This window comes from Flavobacterium sp. T12S277 (assembly GCF_048514875.1).
Classification (GTDB): Bacteria; Bacteroidota; Bacteroidia; order Flavobacteriales; family Flavobacteriaceae; genus Flavobacterium.
Map to the genome: position 1 here is coordinate 64482 of NZ_JBLYEG010000016.1, position 22211 is coordinate 86692.

Annotated in this window: 14 protein-coding genes; 8 read left to right on the plus strand and 6 right to left on the minus strand. The window is 35.4% G+C overall.

What is annotated here, in order from left to right:
- Window positions 1-25: 25 nt before the first annotated feature.
- The gene (locus ACN1CN_RS19630; RefSeq protein WP_419136999.1) at window positions 26-982 is read left to right on the plus strand and encodes a type IX secretion system membrane protein PorP/SprF; all 957 of its coding nucleotides are present in this window, start codon (window positions 26-28) and stop codon (window positions 980-982) included.
- A 217-nt stretch (window positions 983-1199) separates the two neighbouring features.
- Here ACN1CN_RS19630 and ACN1CN_RS19635 read toward each other — a convergent pair whose 3' ends face one another.
- From ACN1CN_RS19635 to ACN1CN_RS19655, 5 genes are all read right to left on the minus strand, one after another.
- Entirely contained in the window at window positions 1200-2606 is a 1407-nt protein-coding gene (locus ACN1CN_RS19635; protein WP_419137001.1) for an alkaline phosphatase, read from the minus strand.
- 474 nt (window positions 2607-3080) lie between these two features.
- Window positions 3081-3551 (minus strand): hypothetical protein, encoded by a 471-nt coding sequence (locus tag ACN1CN_RS19640; RefSeq protein WP_419137003.1) that lies wholly within the window; start codon window positions 3549-3551, stop codon window positions 3081-3083.
- A 1-nt stretch (window position 3552) separates the two neighbouring features.
- Window positions 3553-4467: an SGNH/GDSL hydrolase family protein gene (locus ACN1CN_RS19645; RefSeq protein ID WP_419137005.1), complete on the minus strand. Its 915-nt coding sequence runs from the start codon at window positions 4465-4467 to the stop codon at window positions 3553-3555.
- A gap of 66 nt (window positions 4468-4533) precedes the next feature.
- The gene (locus ACN1CN_RS19650) at window positions 4534-4827 is read right to left on the minus strand and encodes a winged helix-turn-helix domain-containing protein (RefSeq protein ID WP_264524406.1); all 294 of its coding nucleotides are present in this window, start codon (window positions 4825-4827) and stop codon (window positions 4534-4536) included.
- 4 nt (window positions 4828-4831) lie between these two features.
- Entirely contained in the window at window positions 4832-5395 is a 564-nt protein-coding gene (locus ACN1CN_RS19655; RefSeq protein ID WP_419137007.1) for a hypothetical protein, read from the minus strand.
- Between the two features lie 258 nt (window positions 5396-5653).
- On the opposite strand from ACN1CN_RS19655, the gene ACN1CN_RS19660 reads away from it, so the two are divergent.
- The 5 genes from ACN1CN_RS19660 to ACN1CN_RS19680 all read left to right on the plus strand — a co-directional run bounded on the left by ACN1CN_RS19660 (window position 5654) and on the right by ACN1CN_RS19680 (window position 13091).
- A complete protein-coding gene (locus ACN1CN_RS19660; RefSeq protein WP_419137009.1) occupies window positions 5654-7483 on the plus strand; it encodes a cytochrome-c peroxidase in 1830 nt (609 codons plus the stop codon).
- A gap of 129 nt (window positions 7484-7612) precedes the next feature.
- Window positions 7613-10258, plus strand: coding sequence for an alkaline phosphatase PhoX (locus ACN1CN_RS19665; RefSeq protein WP_419137011.1), 2646 nt, complete (start codon window positions 7613-7615; stop codon window positions 10256-10258).
- 264 nt (window positions 10259-10522) lie between these two features.
- Complete coding sequence (locus tag ACN1CN_RS19670; RefSeq protein ID WP_419137013.1) at window positions 10523-11215, plus strand: leucine-rich repeat domain-containing protein; 693 nt, start codon at window positions 10523-10525, stop codon at window positions 11213-11215.
- Window positions 11216-11393: 178 nt separating this feature from the next.
- Window positions 11394-12428, plus strand: a complete 1035-nt coding sequence (locus ACN1CN_RS19675; protein WP_419137015.1) for a hypothetical protein — start codon at window positions 11394-11396, stop codon at window positions 12426-12428.
- Window positions 12429-12503: 75 nt separating this feature from the next.
- Window positions 12504-13091, plus strand: a complete 588-nt coding sequence (locus tag ACN1CN_RS19680; protein WP_419137017.1) for a hypothetical protein — start codon at window positions 12504-12506, stop codon at window positions 13089-13091.
- 57 nt (window positions 13092-13148) lie between these two features.
- On the opposite strand, the gene ACN1CN_RS19685 is transcribed toward ACN1CN_RS19680, so the two are convergent.
- Window positions 13149-13727 (minus strand): Crp/Fnr family transcriptional regulator, encoded by a 579-nt coding sequence (locus tag ACN1CN_RS19685; protein ID WP_419137018.1) that lies wholly within the window; start codon window positions 13725-13727, stop codon window positions 13149-13151.
- A gap of 236 nt (window positions 13728-13963) precedes the next feature.
- On the opposite strand from ACN1CN_RS19685, the gene ACN1CN_RS19690 reads away from it, so the two are divergent.
- Complete coding sequence (locus ACN1CN_RS19690; RefSeq protein ID WP_419137019.1) at window positions 13964-14518, plus strand: cysteine hydrolase family protein; 555 nt, start codon at window positions 13964-13966, stop codon at window positions 14516-14518.
- Window positions 14519-15228: 710 nt separating this feature from the next.
- Complete coding sequence (locus ACN1CN_RS19695) at window positions 15229-22209, plus strand: SDR family NAD(P)-dependent oxidoreductase (protein ID WP_419137021.1); 6981 nt, start codon at window positions 15229-15231, stop codon at window positions 22207-22209.
- Window positions 22210-22211 lie beyond the last annotated feature (2 nt).

The window sequence follows — 22211 nt, forward strand, 5'->3', positions numbered from 1 at the left end:
GTAACGTTTAAGTAATAAAAATAAGATGAAGAAAATTATAAACTGCTTCTTTTTGCTGCATGTAATGATCAATTACAGTCAAGAACTTAATGTACCGGTGGCTACTCAATATTTGGCAGATAATCCCTTTATTATTTCTCCTGGTTATGCCGGAATTGGCGATGATCTTAGGATTAATTTAAATGGTTATAAGCAATGGGTAGGTATAGAAAATGCCCCGCAAAATCAATCTTTTTATGGCGATCTTCGAATATTAGACAGATCCGGAGTTGGGCTATCGTTGTATAATGATACTAATGGGAATGTCAAACAGGCTGGTGGCAAATTTACTTTTGCCCATCATCTTATTCTGGACTATTACTCAAAACAATATCTTTCTTTTGGTATTTCATACATTTACAATTCATTTAAAATCGATATCAGTAATAGTAAACCTGCTGAACCAGATCCTGATATAACCGATAATAGGTTTACATCCAATAATAATTTTGAAGCTGGTTTTTTGTATCGCAACAAAGGTTTTTATTTCAGCGCAAACATGACCAATATTTTACCCAAAAAATTAGATTCTTTTACAAGTCCTGAACCCAAAGAATTAACCAACTACCAATTCTACACCGGATATGCTGTTCGTTTAGAAAACGAAACGGAAATCGAGCCCTCTATCTTTTACCAGTGGTATAAAAGTGATGGCCGTTCTGTTACCGACCTGAATTTGAAATACCGAAAATTTAATCGGTATGAGGATTATTACTGGGCCGGTATATCGTACCGATTTCTGAATGATCAAATAGGAAAGCCGTTAACGATCGGACCAATGATAGGCTTCAAAAAAGCTTATTTTACTTTAGGTTATTCCTATCAAATCATGATGAATGATTTATCACAATACAATTCTGGTACCCATTCGATATCTATCGGACTAAGGTTCTTTCAATCCATAAGCAATTGCCCTTGTACCCAAAAATATGTACGTAATTAATAAAAAAAGATAATGTTCTCAGAAATTTATCATTCTAAATTTCGTAGTAACATCGTGGCACATGGTGTTTTTGAAAACAAGAAATACAGCAAAATAATGTGCTAAGAAGCCTAGAGTCAAATATATTAAAAGATCATATCCTGTTTAGTTAGTTCTTTTTTATAAACTAACTGTTACAAATGAATAGATCTAAACACCTTACAATCAAGCATAGTTCTTATATTTTACTTTCTAATGCAGCATCTAACATTAAATAGTGAAGATCGGTATTCTTTACAAAAGGTTTTAACAATTCGCTTCCAGGTCCATATGCTGCCAATTCTACATAATCTCCTGAATGATCCATACTAATCCATCCTATATTATTATGTTTTTTCTGGATTTCAGAAAGAGCTTTAAAAGGTAATTTTTTATAATTATACAGACCACTTTCCTGTTTTTCAATCCCGGAATAGAAATTTAGCAAATGAACAGCTTCCTCATCTGTTAAATTTATTTTATTGGTTTCGTATATCCAATCTTTGATCTGTTTTTGATTAAAATCACTATGAATAGCATTTAAAATATATTCATTGGTATACTTATACTCCGCAATACTGTTAAAGTTTTTTGTAGCATCTGTTCCATATATTAGCCCCGGATTTGCATTACCATGATCTGTCGTAATGATAACCAGCGTTTCTTTATCTCTTTCAGCAAAATCAATTGCCGTTTTTACAGCTTCATCAAAAGCCAGCTGATCATGAATCAGAGCAGCAATATCATTGGCATGAGCAGCCCAGTCAACTTTCCCCGCTTCAATTAATAAAACAAAACCATTTTCGTGATCCTTCATCTGATCAATTGCCGCCGCACTCATCTCTGCCAAAGAAGGCGTCTGTTGCAAATCCAAAATATTAGCTCTATCAATCGAATAAGGAAGTGCTCCGGAAGCAAAAACCCCCAATACCTTTTTCCCTTTTTTTATTTTTTCTAAATCTGATTTTTCCTTTAAAATTTGATATCCTTTCTGCTCATAAATTTTATAGATATCCTTTTTATCTGATCTTTTTGAGGCATTAAAAAAATCATCCCCACCCCCTAGCAGCACATCTAAACCAAGATCAGAATACATTTCTGCTATCTCATTTTCAGCATTTCTCTTTTCTGAGTTAACACAGAAACCAGCTGGAGTAGCGTGCGTAATGGTGACAGTTGTAACACAACCCGCCTTTTTACCCGCTTTTTTGAATTTCTGCCAGATTGGAAGATGTTTCTCTCCATTACTACCAACATTCAAAACGCCATTTTTAACACGCTGACCACCACCAAAGGCAGAACTTGCGGCTGCAGAGTCGGTAACAGATGAACTGGCAGATGCGGTATCCATTAAAGCTCTTGAAACCTTATTTTCAGCATAAAGACTCATCCAATTTCCATTTTTTCCCAAAATGTTCTGAGCGTAAAGATTTGCCATCTGAAGCGTCCCGGAACTCATTCCGTCACTTATTAAAAAAATTATGTTTTTGGCTTTTTTATTCTTTTTTTCTATTTTTTCTAAATCATTAGAAAAAATAACTGAAGGGCTAAGAGTGAAAAGCCCCGTTATTACAGTTGATCCTTTTAAAAATTTACGTCTGTTCATTATCAGTTTTAATTTATTTTTAATACGTTCGACATCGTATATTTTTGTTTAGATTGATTAATCCTTTTTTTATTTCTAAAATATTGTTCTACATGTCCAATTCCGTTCTTGATTAATTCTGAGTCAGAAATATAGAATAACTAACGAAAAAACGACAAATCTGTAATTCTTTTTCGGAAATATGTACTACAGTTTCAGAAAATCGATCTGTTCTTAACGCAATAAAAATACAAATAAATATTACTAATGCAATTTTGTTGCGTTAATTTTTTTATTAGTCAATCAAATAAAGATTGCAACTGTGAAGTCAGTAGACATTCGTCTTTCCGTATTTACGCTTCAAAGAGCGGGCTTTCAGGGTCTAACTTTCAATAAACTACAAATGTAAATTAGAATTACTAATCTTTTAATTTAGTACTTCTGCCCCTATTTCACAAAATACTCGTTAGCAAATAATTACTCTTCACGCCCCTATCATACTTGTCTGTATAGTACAGGACGTGAAAGTGCTATAAGCAATAATATTTCAATTATTATCATCAAAATTGGTCTATGCCAGGAAACTGTTATCCAAAGACTAGTCTGCTGTTGAAAGTCAATACTGTCTGTAATATTTTTAAATATTTCCAATTTTTTCGCAAAGAATATACTTATTACTGTGATATACATATAGCAGATGAATGCTGATAGGACTAATTTTTTTCGACTTGGGATTTTCCAATTAAAAATTAATGACAGCACAAGTGTAAGTAAGATTAAAAGATGAACGGGTATCCAAAACTTTATGGCTTGCCCTAAGTTGTTATTACTTTTGGTTATCATTGTTGACGGACTTTTTAGCATTTCCGGAATGCCAAATAAATGTTCGTAAAGTCCTGCTGATGCACTTATACTTAAAAAGATAATACAGGCAATTAAAATCGGGTTTGTCAATTTCGTTTTCATACTATTTTATGTTTGATAATTTATTGATTAAAGATTTTACTATTGCTTTTTGCCCATCAATAGTAAGGTGTATACCATCATACTGAACAAATTCAGGATTTACAGGATTTCCAAATTCTTCTGTTAAATCAATTACGAGTTCTGGTTGGGCTTTCAAATATTTACTAATTTCATTTAAATCTAAATTTTTTAAACTCAGTTGTTGCGTTTTGAATGGCTGAAAATTTTCTGCTTTTTTCTCATCAATTGATACTGGTGTAAGCCAAACAATATTTGCTTTTGTATCTTTATTAATTATTTCTTTTATAGTATTGAGATTTGCAATCGTCTCTGTTAAAGAAACTGATGTTTTTTGATTTCCATAACGAATACAATCATTTGTGCCCAAATGACAAATTACCCAATCGGGACTTAATTTTACTTGTGCTGTTATTTTGCGAAGTGCTTCTGTTGTAGTTTGTCCTGAAATCGCAGCATTAATGATGCGAATATTGTCTTGTGGTCGTCTTTGATCTAAAAGATATTGCAAAATATAAACCCAGGAGTTTAAAGCATCTGCTGTACTTTCGCCAATTACTAAAACAGTCTGATTTTTCCTGAAAGGAAGTTTATCAATTTTAAATGTAAAGTCTGAATTTGTCAAAAGTTCTGATGCTGTATTTTTGGCCTGGTCATCATAAACTTTTTTAGCTAATCGATATTCTTCTATTGACATACCGTATAGCTGTGCAATTTGATCATCATTTAAGTTTGGTAAAAAATTCAAGAACTTTTCCGGGTGCATATGAAGCAATATTTTGTCTGCGTATGCTATTTTTTTTGTTTCCATTTTATTAGTTGTTTTTTGTTGTGCGTTTATGTTTCCTATACTAGTTAAAAAGAGCAGCGTGAGAAATACTTTGTTTATTGTTTTCATAATAATTAAATAATTTTAGTTTATAAATAATTCTAGTTTGTAATACAAACCAAAAAAGCAAAAAAATTACAGATGCAGATATTTTTTTATTTTTTCTACATAATTTTCAAAGGCATTTTTGCCTGTTTTTGTAAGTTTACAAATTGTTTGCGGATAGTTTCCTTTAAATGTTTTTTCTACTTCAATATATTTTGCTTCATTTAGTTTCTTAATCTGATGGCTTAAATTGCCTTGTGTTGTTTTGGTAATCTCTTGCAGATAACCAAAATCAGCTTGTTTCATTTTTACAAGAGCAGAAACAATAGCCAAACGAACAGGTGCATTCAAAACAGGGTCTAATTCATCAAAAGTCTCCGCCATTCTATTATGATTTTGAATTTTTAAGTATATATCCCGGAATTAAATAACCAACAATAATTGCAAAACCGTGAAGTAGAACTTTGAATTCGTCTGTAATAAAAACACAACAAACAGATGCAATAAGAAAACAAACACCACCAAACATCAACGGTTTAAATTTCAATACCATTCCCGAAACTGTTGTGCCAATTGCCGCTAATATCAATGTATAAGTAAAGGGTTCAATTTTTTGATAAACACTTACAAATACTATGGCAATAAACCCAAAAGCCAAAGCCATCCAAAGTTTTTTAAGGAAAAAATTCAAATGAGTTTCCGATGTTTTATTTCGGTTGTAATTAATTGTTAATAGCAACGCAATAGCAACCAAAATAGGGAATGGCAAAAAATAGTATTTAAAGTCTGTTTTCGTCTCAAGCAAAAATTGAAGAATACTTGCCGTAGCCAAAGTCCAACCCCAAAGCAAAAATATAAAGCTATGTGACTTGATGTTTTCTTTTGTTTGATTAATTACTTCTGTAATAAGCTTCAAACTCTGTTGTGGTGTCAATTTGATTTCTTTTTCCATAAAGAAGATATTAATTTACTCTGTAAATGTAAAGTAGTTTGCGTTACAAACCAAATTTAATGATAATTTTTTTAGCTTGTTTTGGAGTTCCCATAGTGGATTTAATATTTTTTTCTGTCCTAAAGCTTCCTTTATACCAATAACATTCTAAATTAAGTATTTTGAGGGCTGACTTTTTATTTAACCAAAAGAGGTTGATTATTTAATCCAAATTTAAAATTAGGATAATCTGAAGAAATTACTTTTGCAAATAAAAACATGAAATCTTTTTCGTTTCTTATTGTACTTTTTATAGGTTTTGTAATAATGTCTTTCAACCCTGGTTATAATGAATACACCACTACAAATGCTATAATTAGTCAAGGATTAAAAAATTTCAAAGATCAATTGGTAGTTTTAAAATCGAATGCACATCTTTTTCAGGAAAATAAAATTTCAAAAGAAGGTTTGCAGGAGTCGTTAAAAAAAGCCCGAAATTCATATAAGGAAATAGAATTTTATATTGCGTATCATTACCCTGAATTTTCCAAAACTAATATTAATGCCGCACCACTATTTCACATAGAAAGTACAGGAACAGCAGCAAATACATTGCCTCCTGAAGGGTTACAGGTGTTAGATGAACTTATCTTTTCGGAAGAAGCCGATATCCAAAAAGATAAAATAGTTGAACTATCCGATTTTCTTTATAATAGTTATAATGATTTTTATCTGAGTTCGCTAAAAAACGGATTATCGGAAGAAAAAAATAAAACGTTACTATTGCGTATCGAACTAATCAGGATTTATACCATGGGCGTTACGGGGTTTGATACACCCGGATCACTTAATGTTTTTGAAGAATCCATTCATGCTTTGAGGGGAATTGAGAACTACATAAAAAAGGATGATTATTTTAAAAAGATAGACACTCAAAAAGCCGAAAAAATATTGGGGACTAGTATTGAATACCTTTCTAAAAGTACCAATTTTGAAACTTTTGACCGAATAGAATTTTATAAAACTTACCTTCAGCCTTTGTATGAAGAACTAGGAAATTGGGATAATTCTCCAGATGATTTAAAGGAAATCTCGGGTTGGAATATCAATAATAAAAATTTCTTCAGTGATGATTTTCTGAACCCCTATTTTTATACGCTCCTAAAACCAGCTGAAGATAATGCCAATTTAAGATCTTTAGGTAAAGAGATTTTCTTTGATGAAAGCTTAAGTAACAATACAAAAATGAGCTGTGCTTCCTGTCATTTGCCAGAAAATGCTTTTACCGATTTAAAAGTAAAGTCATTAAGCAATGTCGAAGGCAAAACAGTTTTAAGAAATTCTCCATCGTTATATAATGCTGTTTTTGCCAAAAGATTCTTTTATGATATGCGTGCTTACTATTTGGAACAACAAGTTGAACATGTAATTTACAACGAACAGGAGTTTAATACCAGCTACCAAAGTATCATCAAAAAGCTAAAGATAAATCCTGAATATAAAAAAGCTTTCAAAAAGGCCTTTAAAAATGGTAACATCGACAAACAAAATTTCTCAAAAGCCCTGAGTTCTTATGTCGCATCACTGTATTCTTTCAACAGTGATTTTGATAAATTTATGAGAAATGAAAAAGAAATTTCTGAAGATGCAAAAAAAGGTTTTAATCTTTTTATGGGAAAAGCGGCCTGTGCAACCTGTCATTTTGTCCCGAATTTTTCAGGATTAGTTCCTCCGTTTTATAATGAAAATGAATCCGAAGTTCTGGGGGTAACCAAGAATCCATTGCAATTTCTGCCCATTGAAATAGACACTGATAAAGGCCGAATAAACAGCAATGTAAAAAAAGAGAGTTCATGGATTTATGAAAATTCTTTTAAAACAATGACGATAAGAAATGCTGCTCTTACAAAACCCTATTTTCATAATGGAGCCTTTTCAACTTTAGAAGAAGTGATCGCCTTTTACAATGAAGGCGGTGCCGAAGGAATGGGTTTAGAAATTAAAAATCAAACCTTGTCTCCTACTAAACTTAATCTTGACGAAAAAGAAATAAAACAGCTTGTCGCTTTTATTAACTCCCTGACTGATACGAGTAAAGCACAATACTAACTTAACATTAATCTGTTAACATTAATCTTAAGATTTGCTAACGTATTAATGTGTTTATTTAAAGTAAGCGTAATACAAAGCTCGGAGCAGAAAAATAACTTCGCATGGTATAACAAAACATACTAGACCGTGAAAAAAAAATTACTTTCAATTACAGCTCTTTTATTAATAACAAATTCGGTAATTCAGGCTCAGACTACCGTTTTTGATAAAGGTTCATCATGGAGCTATGATGACAAAGGTGTACAGTTAGCCGATCAATGGAAGAATACCGATTTTGATATTTCGGCCTGGAAATCAGGAAATGGACCATTAGGATATGGGGACCCTGTGACAACTACGATCACAAAGCCTTTAAATGCAGCTTATTTCACTAAAGATTTTACCGTTAATTTATCCGATTTGAGTGCCACTATGGAGCTTGGAGTAATGAGAGATGACGGAATTATTGTCTTTTTAAATGGTGTTGAAGTAGTAAGAGATAATATGCCTGCAGGTACCATTGACTATAATACACTTTCAAGTACAACAGTCGATGGAGCGAATGAAAGTATTTATAATATTTTCTCCATTCCAAAATCAAAGTTTGTACAGGGAGTTAACAGAATTTCGATTGAACTACACAACAGAGGAGCAAGCAGTTCTGATTTAAGAGTGGATGCCTACCTTAAAACAGTTGCTGATAATGGTTTTGAAAAAGAATCGCCATGGCGTTTTAATGACAATGGTGTACAGTTAGCTGACCAATGGAAAAATCCCGGTTTTGATATTACAGCCTGGAAATCAGGAAATGGGCCATTAGGCTATGGGGATCCTGTGACAACTACGATCGCAAAACCTTTAAATGCAGCTTATTTCAATAAAGATTTTACCGTTAATTTATCAGATTTGAGTACCACTATGGAGCTCGGAGTAATGAGAGATGACGGAATTATTGTGTATTTGAATGGTGTTGAAGTAGTAAGAGATAATATGCCAGCGGGCGCAATTTTGTACGATACTTTTTCAACTACAACAGTTGATGGAGCAAATGAGAGCATTTATAATATTTTCTCTATTCCAAAAGCTAATTTTGTACAGGGAGTTAACAGAATTTCGATTGAACTGCATAACAGAAGTGCTAGCAGTTCTGATTTAAGAATGGATGCCTATCTTAAAAAAGCAGTTCCACCAGTAGTTATACCTCCGGATACCTCTTGCAACGACGGAAATCATATTAGCTGTTTTACCTCTATAGTGCCTACAGTACAAACGTCTAAATTAATTATTCCTAAACAGCACAAATACCAATTGATTCTTAAAGAAGGAGACAATTACACTGAAGGTGGAGGATTTGTAGGAGGCCTAAATGACTTTACTGGTTATGTAGCTAAAAAAACAAGTGGGGTATCTAGCAGTACAGATGGCTATCTTTCGGTAAACCACGAAACAAATCCGGGTGGAGTTACAATGGCTGAAATTAATTACAATGCAACAACAAAACTTTGGCAATTAACAAAATCAAGAGCAGTAGATTTTTCATCAGCGAGTTTGGTGCAAACAATCAGAAACTGTTCCGGAGGAGTTACACCTTGGGGAACTATCGTTACTGCAGAGGAATCTGTAGCTGGCAATGACACAAATGGTGATGGTTATAAAGATTATGGCTGGTTGGTAGAAATTGATCCGGTTACAGCTCAGGTTTCTTCTAAAAATGCCAATGGAACAAAAGGAAAACTTTGGCAAATGGGAATCATGAATCACGAAAATGTTGTGATTAATAATGCCGGAACTATAGCATATTATGGTGAAGATGGAGGAACCCACATGGTATACAAATACACCATGGATACTCCAAATAACCTTTCTTCAGGAAATTTATATGTTTTGAAATTAGACCAAGGCATAACAAATGGAAACCCAGTAGCTACAACAGCAACCTGGATTCAGGTTCCTAACAAAACACAAGCAGATCAAAACAATACGACTTCTTTGGCGGAATCTTTAGGTGGGACAAAATTCAACGGGGTAGAAGATGTTGAAATAAGTCCTTTGGATGGTAAAATATATTTTACAGCAAAAGGGTTAGACAAAGTTTATCGCATGAAAGATAACGGAACGACCGCGTCAGAAGTGGAAGTTTTTGTAGGTGGAGGATCAACAGTTTATACTTTAAATACAACAGATGGAGTTAAAACGGAATCTTGGGGAGATGGTAATGATAATTTAACTTTTGATGAGTTAGGAAATCTTTGGGTTCTTCAGGATGGTGGAAAAAATTATATTTGGGTAATAGCACCAGATCATACTCAGGCAAATCCAAAAGTAAAACTTTTTGCTTCTATGCCAGCCGGATCTGAGCCTACAGGTCTTACTTTTACACCAGATCATAAATTCGGATTTTTCTCTATTCAACATCCTGGTTCAGGTATCGATAAGGATGTTGATGCTACAGGAAATACGATTGATTACAGAGGAAAATCAGCTACAATCGTTATTGCTTTAAAGCAAAATTTAGGTGTAGATAATTCATTGGGTGTTATTGATCACAATCAAAATGAGATTGTAGTATCTCCTAATCCTACTTCAGGTATCATACAGATTACTTCTGGCAACCTTAACAACCTGCAAGTTACCGCTTATAACCTGTTAGGCCAAATTGTTTATAAAAAGGCTTTTTCACAAAATCCGGTTACGGAATTAGATTTGACAACACAACTTCAATATTCAAATATGTTGATTTTAAATATAGAAGCTGACGGTTTTCAAAAAACTGTAAAACTTCTAAAAAAATAAGCATTAATTTTATTTTTTAGCTGCCAATAGAAATGTTGGCAGCTTTTATTATTTATGAAAAAATTACTTTTATTTATTGTCATTGTTTTTTCGGTCTGTAATGCTAAAGCACAAATTGACCCGGTTAAATATCCAACTTATACCGATATCGATGCTGCGCTTTTGAGTAAAAAAACCGTATACAGTATGAGCTTCAGAGATAAAGGATTATACAACCTTCCTCCGGATATTATAAAAATGGATTCTCTCTTTTTTTTAAATATAATGGGAAATCATTTAGAGAAAATGGATAAAGCAATATTTTCGCTAAAGAAACTTGAAATTTTGAATGTTAATAAAAACAGTATTAAATTTATTCCGGATGAAATAAGTGAACTAAAAAAACTAAAATCTTTTTCGATAAACCTCAACAGTCTGACCGCTATAAATTCAAACATTTCAAAACTTCAAGACTTACGCATGGTGAGTTTTGAATCAAATAATTTAAGTGTTTTTCCGGAAGCTCTTTTAGATATCCCTTCCCTTGAAGAAATAAACCTCCATAGTAATCAGATAAGTAATGTTTCAGAACGTTTGGATAAAATAAAAAACTTAAAATACCTAAATCTCTCTTCGAATCAAATTAATGATTTAGGAGAAATGAAATTGCCAAAAAAACTGAAATACCTTGAATTACAAAAAAATAGCATTGTAGAAGTTCCCGGGACATTATTTCAATCTCAAAATATAGAATACTTAAATTTGAGTGATAATGCTATATCTCGGATTTCTCCAAAAATTATGAAATTAAAAAATGCTGTAAGTGTAAATTTAGCCAATAATAAACTAAAAAGTCTACCCAACGAAATTCAATACATGAAAAAGCTTAAAACACTAATTTTAGTTGGAAATCCTATGAATAAAGAAACTATAGATAAACTGAAAGCGCTGATGCCTAATACAACTATTTATTTTTAATCATACCCTAACTTAGGTTCGAAAATACTAAACATCTGAAAAAACAAACTTTTCCACTATGTAATTAAAATTTATATAGTTAAGTTTATAGGCAGGCTATTAATGCTAAATAAATATAGAATACTTTTGCTAACAATAAGATTTTGAATACAGTTACTATTATTGAATTTCACAAAAAATGTCATACTCAAAATACAGACTTATTTCATTTTTAACCAGCGTTTTTATCTGCTGTATCATCGTTAATGGTAAAGCACAGGTAATCCCTTTTTACACTGTCATTCCTTTTGAGGAGGAAATTTATTTCACCAAAACAGTCTTTCCTTTCAATTCCTCTTTTATGAAGAACCATAAAGTAAAAAGTATTGTTCTAAAAAATAATGACGAAAATGGGATCAATTCTATTTACGATTTTAACCCGGATGGTCAGGTAGTGAGTATAACTAATATACATCGCACGAAAGAGAAAACAGACACCACTTTCTATACAAGAAATTACTACAGTCCAAAAGGGCTGCTCGATAAAAAAGCAAACATTGATTATAATAATGGCGTTGTAAAAATCAGTTCTTACCAATACGATGAAAAAAACAGAATCGATAAAATCCGAGTCTTTTCATTGAATTCTGAAATGCCTAATAGACTCCAAAATAGTGCCTGGCTGGCAGAATCATATCCAGGAGTAGATAAAATAGTAACACTTGGTACTTTACCAGATGAAAACCTGCTCAATAAAATGATCGAGGAAAACTCTTTTTCTTCATGGCACTATCGCTATTATACCGAAGATAAATTTGAAGTTGAAGAGTGTACAGAATACTATGATTTTTTAAAGAAGTATGACAATCAAGAGACTTGTAAGCAGAAAAAAACGTATTATTATTTAAACGAACGCCCTGTTGCTTTGTTTCTTCATAACGGCTGTGCCGATAAAACCACTCCCTCTAAACTGTACCAATTTAAAGAAGGATCTCTTTCAACTCTGGCAGATGTTCCAAGCAGCATAGAACCCCAAAGCGAAAAATACACCTATAATAAGAATAAAAATCTGGTACTGATGGAGGATATATGGAGTGCGCAAAAAGTAAGTGAATTGGTGATGACTTATGATAAAAAAGGTTTTCTCACCACCATACAAAGAAAATCAGATACGGCTAAGATGAGTCACTATTTTGAGGACCGAGTTCTAAACATAACCTACAGCTTTTACTAATTGTCGAACTTAAATTTATCTTTCTTAAATTCGCTTCAACAGCTATAATTTTTAATTTCTAACGCCTAACAAGAAATGGATTCTCAGAATAATGAATTTTCAAAAATAGAATCATTAGAATCAAAGAAAACAACTTTTATAGTAAAGTTTTTAGGGACAGCTATTTTTGCAGGTACCGTTTTAGGAATAATTTACTTAGAGATAATTATTATCGAATCTAAACTATCTGCTGAATTTAAAATTTCTTCTGCAATACTATCCGTACTTCTTTTATCTTTTTTGGTGTATTTTGGAATAAAGGATATGATTATTCACCAAAAAAACAAAATCACAAAAGTAATAGTGGATCAAAATGGTTTGCACCATTATCAAGATGAAATAGTTATTGAATCCCTAACTTTTGAGTCTTTATGTCCAACTCCCGATCTGAAAAATTATGATATCGTTTTATCAGTGGGAGAAGATGTCGCTCATGATATTTGTGTGTATTATTTCGATAACTCCGCAAACGCAATAATTTATAAAGCCATTATATTCAACACTCCGTTCTCCATACGCAATGCAAAAGAATTAAAAAGACATTTCATAAAGGGAGTTCTAAGGTTCCGATCCGATTTGAAAGTTTCGCCCAAGGTGTTGGATTTTTTAAATTTAAAGAGCTGATAAAATTAAAAAATGTCTCGTTCTGAATTTTGTAGTTTACAACTCGTTGCAAAGAAACTACAACAACTTTCTTCTAATCTTGCTTAAAAACTCATGCGAAATACCTAAATAAGCAGCAATTTGATGCTGTGGAATTCTTTGCTCTAATGTTGGATATTTATTTTTAAAATCTAAATAACGTTTATCTGCTGTTTTATTTAACATGCTAATCATTCGCAACTGAATTGATTCTAAGGCTTTTTGATTCATCAAACGAAAAAGTCGTTCTGCCTTAGGCATTTCGGCATATAATTTTTCCTTATCCTCTTTATTAATGGTCATAATTACGGAATCTTCCAGAGCCTGAATGTTTAATTTCGAAGCTTTACCAGATACAAAACTTCCAATATCCAACACCCACCAATCTTCTATTGCAAAATAGAGAACATGATCTTTTACGTTGTCTTCTTTATAGAAAATTTTAAAACAACCTTCTAATACGTATCCTTCAAAATCACAAATTTGACCTTCAGAAAGTATCATTTGATTTCGCTCTATCTTTTCAACATGATAAAACGAACTCAATTTTTCAAACTCAGCTTCCGTTAAATCAGCATACTTTCTTATATTTTCATAGAATAGATTTTTCTCCATCATTTGTTTTATCAAATTCGTTTAGCCGCTTTTCTCAGTTCTTATACATTGTACAAAACTTTGCTAGTAATCATTTTTCATAGTAAAACTAAATTAAAAAATTCTTCCTGCTATAACAACCTGTCTTCATCTTTCATTCTTTTTTCATTTATACCGAAAAAATTACTTTTTAAGTATTTGGTGAACTAGTTCAACCTACGTTTCTTTTCTGTCATGATACCTTTGAAAAAAAATAAAACATGGAAAATAAAACACAAAAGAAAGAAGCTTTACTCCTTATCGATATTCAAAATGATTATTTTGAAGGTGGGGCTTACGCATTAGTTCATCCGGAAAAAGCATCAATAAATGCCAAAGCCGTGCTTGAAAAATTCAGATCAGATCATAAAACAATTGTTCATGTACAGCATATCGCCGAAGAAGGATTCTTCTTGCCTAATACTGAGGGAGTAAAAATACACCAAGATGTACTGCCTATAAAAGGAGAAAAAATCATCACAAAGCATGTACCCAACAGTTTTCAAGGAACCGATTTATTGTCCTATCTGCACGAAAACAAAATTACTGATTTGGTTATTTGCGGCATGATGACACAAATTTGTGTTGACTCAGCGGTTAGAGCAGCTAAGGACTATGGTTTTACTGTCACACTGTTAGCAGATGCCTGTGCAACTTTAGATCTTGAGTTTCAAGGGAAAATCATCGAGGCCGAACATGTTCAAGCCTCATTCATCAGTGCATTGCAATTTTACTATGCGGATGTAACTACTACAAATCAATTTTTAAACTTATAAAAAACTATAATTAAGTGATGCTACTGATGGTTTATACGCTAAAGTAGCATGTGGTAATGAATTTCTATCTGGTAAAAAGAGAATCTCAATAAAACAATTCCTCTCTTTTAATTACTACCCTGCCCCTCTAAAAGTATCAGAAACATACTAGTTGTATCTAATACTTTTAGAGGGCATTTTTTTTATTCTTCCTTTAATACTACCCTCAACTTTCCCGAACATTACGAATGTAATTTCTTAAAGTCTTCCTTCTTATTCCCAACGAAGCTGTCAATTACTTTGACCAACTGGTTTCGGTTTTCATTCCAATAACCGTAAGTTTTCATGCAAAATGCCGTAGATTTTTACAATTACAAAGAGCTAAATTTAAGTTTTAATTGGCTGTAATTGAAACACTGAACAATATTTTAGAAATAAAATTTCCTCTTTAGTTATCAAAAAATGAAACAAATACATTAGATAACCGTTCGGACGAATCAAAAAAAACTATAAGAATCATAAAAAAAGAAGTTTTTTTTTACACACAAGCTAATAATAAACCCATATTTAAAGTTTTTGTAAAAAAATCATTATAAAATTAATGTTAACACTTAAAAATTAGCAGAAATTTATTACTTTTATTCCACTATACCACATTAACTAAATTGTACCATAAAGGTCATGATTATAGTTATTAGCATTTCCAAATCTCATTTCAATCTTATCAACCTATGAAAAATTTAACCCTTATAGGATTAACGCCTTTTGAAAAGCCTGATGTCAACCTGATGTCTAAACTATATCAGGCTGGAGCATTCCCCGTATTAAGTTTGGGATATGATAAAACAATCGCTCAGGAAGCATTAAAACAACTTGAACAGATCGATATACCTTCCTATGGTATACATCTCACAAATGACAAGCTAACCTCACTTCAACTGTCGGGGCAGGTAAGTCATCTTATCCTTCCCTTTGAGCTCTCAACAAACGCCTATCCGAACGTATCACGTATTTATCAGGTAAACAGTCTGGAGCAAGCTAAAAAAGCCGAACAGCTGGGAGCTATTGGAATTATTGTGAAAGGAAATGAAGCTGGAGGATTAGTGGGTTACGAATCCACATTTGTTTTGTTTCAGCGTGTCATACAAGAAATCAAAACTATACCTGTATGGGTACAAGGAGGAATAGGTCTTCATACCGCCGCCGCTGTAAAAGCACTTGGAGCAAATGGTATTGTATTAGACAGTCAATTGGCACTATATCCCGAAAGTACCATTCCTCAGGACCTCAAAAATTTATGTTCCAAATTAAATGGGACGGAAACCAAGATCATCGCCGACCATCGTGTATTGGTTAGACCCAATTCACCTATTTTATCTGAGAATGTTTCTATCGAAGAGTTAGAACACTATTATAATGACCTTGACCCGAGCAAAAGTTACATTCCAATGGGACAAGACATTGCTTTGGCAACAGAGCTGTATGAAAATTTCAAAACGCTAAAAAAACTGGTTTTTGGATTTAAAGAAGCCCTATATGGTCATCTGAAACAAGCAAAAGCCTCTCCAATCATTGATCAAAACAATCCGTTAGCCAAACAACTTGGCCTGCGCTACCCTATCGCACAAGGACCAATGACCCGCGTGAGCGACGTTGCGGCATTTGCCAATGCTGTAGCAGAAACAGGAGCCTTACCTTTTATAGCTCTTTCTTTACTCAAAGGAGAGCAAGCAAGAACATTAGTTCTCGAAACTCAAAAACTTGCCGGCGACAAAACCTGGGGTGTGGGTATATTAGGATTTGCACCACAAGAGTTGCGGGAAGAACAAACCGCTTATATCCTTGAAGCCAAACCTCCGGTAGTATTGATCGCGGGAGGTCGGCCTGCACAGGCTAAAGTATTTGAAAAAGCCGGTATAATCACCTTTTTACATGTCCCTTCCCCTGCTTTATTGGATATTTTCCTAAAAGAAGGTGCCAAAAATTTCATCTTTGAAGGCCGGGAATGTGGCGGACATGTTGGCCCACTCTCCAGCACCGTACTCTGGGAAAAACAAATCGAACGTATTCTAAAAGAAGATCATCCGGAAAATATAAGTGTATTTTTTGCCGGTGGAATTCATGATGCTTTTTCCACAGCCTTTGTCGCTATCATGGCTGCCCCTCTGGCTGCTCGTGGTGTAAAGGTTGGGGTACTGATGGGAACAGCCTATTTGTACACACAGGAAGCGGTGAGTACAGGTGCGATTCAGCAAGAGTTCCAGCAACAAGCGATGCAGGCCAAAGATACCGTCCTGTTGGAAACCGCACCTGGTCATGAAACACGCTGTTTAAATACAGCATTCGCCTCACATTTCGACAATGAAAAGAAAAAACTGCTGGCCATTGGAATGGACAAAAAGGAAATTTGGGAACAGCTTGAAAAATTGAATGTAGGACGTCTGAGGATTGCTGCTAAAGGCATTGACCGTCAAGGTGACGCCCTTGTTACTATACCTAAAAACCAACAGCTTGATTTAGGCATGTACATGATCGGACAAGTAGCAACCATGCACAATCAAGTAATTACACTTGAATCACTCCACCATGACGTTGCGATCGAGAATCAAAAATATATTACACAGGCAGCATTACCAGAAAAACCTATATCAACCGAAAAAGCATTGGACATCGCTATTATAGGTATGGAATGCGTGTTTCCGGGTGCCAAAAATTTAGCAGAATACTGGCGCAATATCATTCTTGGAAAAGACTGCGTTACCGAAGTACCGGACGAGCGATGGAATAAAGAGATTTATTATCAACCCGACTCCAATGCTTCAGATGTATCCCATTCAAAATGGGGCGGTTTTATTCCGAAAATAGATTTTGACCCCATAGAATTTGGTATTCCGCCACAATCACTTGCCGCGATAGAGCCAACCCAGCTTCTAACTTTACTCGTTGCCAAACGTGCCATGGAAGATGCCGGTTATGGTGAAAAACAAATTAACAGAGAAAACATATCGGTTATCATCGGGGCTGAAGGCGGAAATGATCTTGCCAACAGTTACAGTTTCAGAGGTTATTACAAACAAGTTTTTGGAGAACTTCATGAAGAAGTCGAAAAAGCATTTCCACACACCACCGAGGATTCGTTCCCGGGTATATTAGCCAATGTTATTGCCGGAAGAATCACAAACCGTCTGGATTTGGGTGGAAGAAATTTTACTGTAGACGCGGCTTGTGCCTCATCGATGGCTGCCATTGATCTGGCCTGCCAGGAACTGATACTGGGCAAATCGGATATGGTACTAACCGGAGGAGTCGATTTACATAACGGTATCAACGATTATCTGATGTTTTCCAGCACACATGCCCTCTCCCGCAAAGGACGCTGCGCAACGTTTGACAGCACTGCCGACGGTATTGCTCTTGGCGAAGGAGTTGCCATTTTGGTCTTAAAACGATATGAAGATGCCCTACGCGACGGTGACCGAATTTATTCTGTTATTAAAGGTGTCGGAGGATCCAGTGACGGTAAAGCTCTTGGTCTTACAGCACCGCGAAAAATCGGTCAGGTACGCGCATTAGAACGTGCCTACGATCAGGCGGGTATTAGTGCAGCAGAAGTTGGTTTAGTTGAAGCTCATGGCACCGGAACGGTAGTTGGAGACAAAACAGAACTTAGCGCGCTCACCAATTTATTTAGCCGATCCGGAGCTTTACCGGCTCAGACACATCTCGGATCTGTAAAAACCCAAATTGGGCACACCAAATGTGCGGCAGGTTTGGCCGGACTTATCAAAGCCTCTATGGCGGTATACCATGGCGTAAAACCTCCTACTCTTCATCTCCAACAGCCCAATGCCTATTACAATGTGCATACAAGTCCTTTTGCTTTTCATTCCATAACAGGATTATGGTCTGAAGAAAAACGGTATGCCGGAATTAGTGCCTTCGGTTTTGGCGGTACCAATTTTCATATGGTAATCGAAAATCACCCGCAAAAAGAAGAGGCTGTCACACTACAATCCTGGGCATCTGAGCTATTCGTCTTCCGTGGTGATAATTATGATCAGGCCAAAATTCAATTGGAACAGGTAAAAACACTATTAGAAATCAATGATAGTTTATCCTTAAAAGACATTGCCTACAGTTTAGTCGCCGGTTCCGAAAAACCGATCCAACTAAGCATTGTTGCCGATACAGCCGAAGATTTGATGATGAAAATCGAACTCTTGTTAACGGGCATTGAAAGTAAAGATATCTTTATTGTCAACCAACAAGCCGGTAAAACTGCATTTCTGTTCCCCGGTCAAGGCAGCCAAAACATTCATATGGCACAAGATCTTTTTGTTTTGTTTCCGGTCCTGCGCAAACTTATAGCACAATATTCTGATTTAGAAAAAGTTGTTTTTCCTGCAGCCACATTTGATACCGCGGCATTAAAAAAACAAAAAGAAACCATTAAGGATACGCGTCTGGCACAACCTCTTTTAGGTATTGTAGATCTTGCCCTAGCTCAATTGTTACAATCATTCGGCATCCTGCCTGATATGTTGGCAGGACATAGTTATGGAGAATTACCGGCATTGTGTTTCGCCGGTGTATTTGACGAACAACAGTTGGTTGAACTCAGCAGCAAACGTGCACAAAGCATTTTAGAGGCTGTTGAAGATGGTGATCCCGGAACTATGGTAGCCGTAAACATTGATGCAGATCGTCTGAAAGCGATTCTTGAACAGCATACGGACTGCTATCCTGTCAATTATAATTCACCAACTCAATGCGTTGTGGCCGGAAGTACTGCAGCCATTGACAAATTTATGGAACATCTTAAAAACGAGCGTATCTCTTCCAAAAAACTAGAAGTTGCCTGTGCCTTTCACAGTCCATTGGTAAGCAAATCCAAAGATTTGTATGCGGATGTTCTGAAAGAAATTCCTTTTCAGGAAATGCAAATTCCAGTTTGGTCAAACACCACCGCAAACTTATACCCAAGCCCGGTATCTGATATCAAAGTACAATTGACCGATCACTTGGTTCAACCCGTACGTTTTGTTGACGAAATCCAAGCGATGTATGCCGATGGAGCGAGAATATTTATTGAAGTAGGTCCCGGAAAAGTTTTGACCGGATTAACAAAATCCTGCCTCAACCAAGATGCGATAACCCTGCATGTCGAGGACAACAACCGTAACAGTCTCACCCATTTCCTTTGTATGCTTGCGCAATACCTTGGAACCGGTCGCAGCTTTAATTTAAACAAACTTTTTGAAGGCAGACACACGACTTTAATCCAGATCGATCAACCCGATCTTTATAAGAAAAGCCCAACCATTTGGCGTATAAATGGACAAGCCGCTCATCCAACAACAGGAACATTACCTACTCATGGTGCCTTACCCATAATAACTCCCATTCATATGACAAACTCGACGATCATCCAAAAAACAGAGACACAACCAGTCGCAGAACACGTATTACAGGAGTATTTAAACAGTATGAAGCTGTTGATTCAGGCGCAGCGAGATGTAATGCTTTCCTTTTTAGGACAGCAGGTACACATCAATCCTATCCCGGTTTATGCCGCAACAGCACAAAATACCACCGCTGATCCATTCGTACCCACACGAATTACTCACGATAAACCGGTAGCTACGGTGACCTTGCCAGTATCATCAACAGATATCAAATCACTAGATATCAAATCCTTGCTATTAAACGTAGTCTGCGAAAAAACGGGTTATCCGCATGAAATGTTAGGTATGGAAATGGATCTGGAAGCTGACCTCAGCATAGATTCTATTAAAAGAGTTGAAATCATCGGAACGCTCCGCAATGAGTTGGGTATTCTTAACAGTGATTCTGAAAATGAAGATACAGTGATGGAACAACTGGCAGCAATAAAGACTTTAAATGGACTCGTAATCTGGCTTACGGAATACACAGGCACTGTTGCTTCTTCTGTCGCAACGGTTGAATTATCACTCGAATCGCCTGTAATAGCAACCAAAGCCATCCGTACACTTGCAGAACTGCAAACGGCCATTTTAGATATTGTCAGCGAAAAGACCGGCTATCCAAAAGAGATGTTAGGACTGGATCTGGACTTGGAAGCCGATTTAAGTATCGATTCTATTAAACGAATGGAAATTATCAGCGATCTAAAATTCAAAATCGGATTTGGTGATGACAAGGAGCAAGCTGATGATCTTATGGAAAACTTAGCAGCTATAAAAACACTAAATGGTTTAGCCACCTGGATAAGTGAAATGAGTACAATCGAACCTGTACAAAGTTTACTAACACGCCTGCGATTTGACTTGATACCAACCGGTATTTTCGAAGCACAAAACACCGAAACACTTAAAGGAAAGCGATTTGCAATAGCCCCGGACAATGGCACACAAACAGCGGCAATTAAAACGATATTGGAACAACATGGTGCAATTGCACAATTGGTTCATACGGATGAGGATTTGACGCTCTTTGATGGACTGATTATTTCTGATATAGGCTCTGCTACTGTCAAACATAGTATCATCGACCACGTTGCTTTGATTAAAAAAATGGATCTTGAAAAAGCACAATGGATTTATTTGATCTCAGATATCCCGGCACATATTGAAAAATTAGAAGACACCCGTGCACTGCGTCACTATCAGGGTTATTCCGGCTTATTCAAAAGTTTAGCCCGTGAGTATGAACAAACCAACTGCAGGCTGATCAGTCTCAATACTCCACAGGAAATAGATCAAATAGCCGAAATTACATTACGCGAGATCCTGACCGCAGACCAATCTGCTGAAGTCATTTACAAGCACGATCAACGACATAAAGTCGACATCATACCTTCACCCATGTTAACGGCTCTTGACCAGGCACACATTCACCTTGATCAAAAATCGGTTGTTTTAGTTCTTGGCGGAGGACAGGGTATTACCGCTGAACTGGTAAAACATATGTCGGCAGCTTATCCGTGTACCTATATCCTTGTCGGCAGATCAACAGATCCAAGAGAAGTTAACACCGATTCAAAAGAATTAGGGTTGATGAAATCGCGGGAAGAAATCAGAAGTTACCTCATCAAGACCGGTAATTTTACTACACCACCCCAAATTGAAAAAGAGACCTCGCGCATTTTCAAAAACAATCAGATCCTGCGTACCATTCACGATATGGAACAATTGGGAAATAAAGTAGTCTATCGATCCTTAGATGTTTGTGATGAAGAAGGATTGACTCAGCTTCTCCATGATATTTATGAACAATACGGCCAATTAGATGGTGTCATTCATGGTGCAGGTCTTTTGGAGGACAAACTTTTCAAACAGAAAACAACCAGTTCATTTGAACGTGTTTTTGACACAAAAGTAAAGCCCTTACGTGTCCTGGCAGAACAATTGCGTTCAGATTGCCAATTTGTAGTCTTGTTTTCAAGCATCGCTTCTGTCTATGGCAACAAAGGCCAGACCGATTATGCAGCAGCAAATAGTGTGTTGGATGATTATGCCAATGCATTAAACAAAAGGTTAAAAGGAAAAGTAATCTCGATCAACTGGGGGCCATGGAAAGGTGCAGGAATGGTTTCTACCTCATTGGAAAATGAGTACGAACGCCGCGGAATTTCACTGATCCCATTAGAAGAAGGAAAAGAGCTGTTTCTTAACGAAATCAAGTATGGAACAGAAAGTCAGGTATTAATCATGTCCGGTAAAAATTGGTAAAA

What these genes read in the sequence shown, in the direction of transcription:
- ACN1CN_RS19640 (WP_419137003.1), bottom strand. Translation starts at nt 3,551, where the DNA reads ATGAAAACGAAATTGACAAACCCGATTTTAATTGCCTGTATTATCTTT.
- ACN1CN_RS19655 (WP_419137007.1), bottom strand. Translation starts at nt 5,395, where the DNA reads ATGGAAAAAGAAATCAAATTGACACCACAACAGAGTTTGAAGCTTATT.
- ACN1CN_RS19670 (WP_419137013.1), top strand. Translation starts at nt 10,523, where the DNA reads ATGGGAAATCATTTAGAGAAAATGGATAAAGCAATATTTTCGCTAAAG.
- ACN1CN_RS19675 (WP_419137015.1), top strand. Translation starts at nt 11,394, where the DNA reads ATGTCATACTCAAAATACAGACTTATTTCATTTTTAACCAGCGTTTTT.
- ACN1CN_RS19650 (WP_264524406.1), bottom strand. Translation starts at nt 4,827, where the DNA reads ATGGCGGAGACTTTTGATGAATTAGACCCTGTTTTGAATGCACCTGTT.
- ACN1CN_RS19630 (WP_419136999.1), top strand. Translation starts at nt 26, where the DNA reads ATGAAGAAAATTATAAACTGCTTCTTTTTGCTGCATGTAATGATCAAT.
- ACN1CN_RS19680 (WP_419137017.1), top strand. Translation starts at nt 12,504, where the DNA reads ATGGATTCTCAGAATAATGAATTTTCAAAAATAGAATCATTAGAATCA.
- ACN1CN_RS19685 (WP_419137018.1), bottom strand. Translation starts at nt 13,727, where the DNA reads ATGATGGAGAAAAATCTATTCTATGAAAATATAAGAAAGTATGCTGAT.
- ACN1CN_RS19645 (WP_419137005.1), bottom strand. Translation starts at nt 4,467, where the DNA reads ATGAAAACAATAAACAAAGTATTTCTCACGCTGCTCTTTTTAACTAGT.
- ACN1CN_RS19695 (WP_419137021.1), top strand. Translation starts at nt 15,229, where the DNA reads ATGAAAAATTTAACCCTTATAGGATTAACGCCTTTTGAAAAGCCTGAT.
- ACN1CN_RS19690 (WP_419137019.1), top strand. Translation starts at nt 13,964, where the DNA reads ATGGAAAATAAAACACAAAAGAAAGAAGCTTTACTCCTTATCGATATT.
- ACN1CN_RS19635 (WP_419137001.1), bottom strand. Translation starts at nt 2,606, where the DNA reads ATGAACAGACGTAAATTTTTAAAAGGATCAACTGTAATAACGGGGCTT.
- ACN1CN_RS19660 (WP_419137009.1), top strand. Translation starts at nt 5,654, where the DNA reads ATGAAATCTTTTTCGTTTCTTATTGTACTTTTTATAGGTTTTGTAATA.